The organism is Leptospira saintgironsiae (assembly GCF_002811765.1).
GTDB classification, from domain to species: Bacteria; Spirochaetota; Leptospiria; order Leptospirales; family Leptospiraceae; genus Leptospira_B; species Leptospira_B saintgironsiae.
Genome location: NZ_NPDR01000027.1, coordinates 1 through 1,953 on the forward strand (window position 1 = coordinate 1; position 1,953 = coordinate 1,953).

Annotated in this window: 1 protein-coding gene; it reads left to right on the forward strand. The window is 39.1% G+C overall.

The window, feature by feature from the left end:
* The first annotated feature begins 893 nt into the window (after window positions 1–893).
* Window positions 894–1,727, forward strand: a complete 834-nt coding sequence (locus CH362_RS19050; protein WP_100711896.1) for a hypothetical protein — start codon at window positions 894–896, stop codon at window positions 1,725–1,727.
* Window positions 1,728–1,953 lie beyond the last annotated feature (226 nt).

Below are 1,953 nucleotides of genomic sequence, written 5' to 3' on the forward strand. Positions count from 1 at the left end.
TTTAATTGAATCTTTAAAGAAAATAAAAATTTAGAAATTGTTAGAAAACCTTCGCCTAACTATCGGTGCTTCCGCTACGCTCGGAGATCGCTTCGCGACTCACTCGCTCGGGCTACGCCACATTTGCGTCTGTCACTCGTCTTGCATAGCAAGCCTTGCGCCATTGCAAACGTCGGAACACCTTGGTCGTTAGGCGTAATGCTTAATATTCTTCGTAAAAAGATAAAATAGAATGTTTCATAATAATATGAATAGAGAATGGCTTTCGGAAAAATTAGCAGATGCTTATTGGCTATCTAAACTGGTTCCGGGTTTCTGGCCAATCTTTGCTTTAGTAATGAGCATTTTTTTGATTATGCTCTTCTATACGAAACCATGGGAAGTCAAGAAAACGCAAATAGCGATTCTAATATTGTTTTCTCAAGCCTTATTTCCTTTTGTAATTATACTTATAGGATCATTCTATGCGTCCACTCTTGGCTGGCCTGGAAGTTTGCTATTTTTTATTCTTCTATTACATATACCTTCCGCAATATATATCTCAGATAAGTCAATTCAACCCGAGTATTCCGTTGTAATCTATTTTTTATTAATGGGATACCTGTCTTTATTTTCATATTTTGTATCTTCTATGTCAGTTGAAGATGCTTGGTTATAGTATTAATTCTTATTCGATTACTTGTTTTAATTTTTGGCAGGTTAATTTGAAAAAGAAAGGTAGATCTATTAACTTATAGCAAAGCACTACGCCTAACTATCGGTGCTTCCGCTACGCTCGGAGATCGCTTTCGCGACTCACTCGCTCGGGCTACGCCACATTCGCGTCCGTCACTTCGTTTGCAGGGCAAACTCGTGCCGTTGCGAACGTCGGAACACCTTGGTCGTTATACGCCATGTTGAACTATAATTTTTTCGAAAGATTTAATTGGCCTAAAGAGGGCTTTTGCCGGATTTGTGGAAAGAATGGAAAGTTAACCGAAGATCATGTTCCACCTAGTTCATGCTTTAATTCTGAAGCAAAGATTGTTTATGACTTTCCAAGGGTAAAAAAGGTTAATTCTAATTCGGGAGTTAAATATCGTTCTATTTGTTCTGATTGCAATAATACCGTACTTGGTAAGTATGATGCAGAGCTCGCTCGCCTTGCACTTAATACCGCTCAATATATTCACACTCGAATTGTAGGTAAAATCCAGCTACCTACTTTCGAATGTATTATTCAACCAGCTGCCATATTTAGAAGCATACTTGGCCATATGATAGCTTCATATTGTCTTCCTAAAGATATCAGCCTGCCTGTTGAATCGGTTAAAGGAAGTTATTTTCATGCGTTGCGTGATCTATTTCATAATCGAAGTAAACAATCTAGACGGCATTTCAAATTATACTATTGGATTCATTCCGGTGATAAGATCACAAATATTCCATTTTTCACTCATTCAGATATTCGATATTCTGGAAACGTATTTCATGGGAGTTTGCTTAGGTTTTATCCAATGGCTTTTTGGTTAGTTGAGCATAGTGATGCTCCTAGTGCTCGACTAACGCTTCCATATTTAGCTCTCAGCGACTCTTTAGGCGATATCCAAATTGATCTCAATGAAATACCTCATCTTTCACCAGAATTTCCATTTGGCTCTTCACACAGTTTTTCTCTCCTTGATACTGACTCACTCGTTCAAGCGAGAAATAAGCAATCGTCAATAATTCGAACTTTCAAGAAATAAAGTCCAACACGGCGTATAACTATCGGTGCTTCCGCAGCGCTTCGAGCTCGCTAACGCGACTCTCGCTCGGGCTACGCCACATTTGCTTTGTCAGTCGCCTTGCAAAGCAAGTCTCGTGCCAAGTCCTTACGGACTCGCAAACGTCGGAACACCTTGGTCGTTAGTCGACATATGGCTTAAAATATACTCTCGTTAGAATTATTGAAATGCTAATCTATCTCCAAAG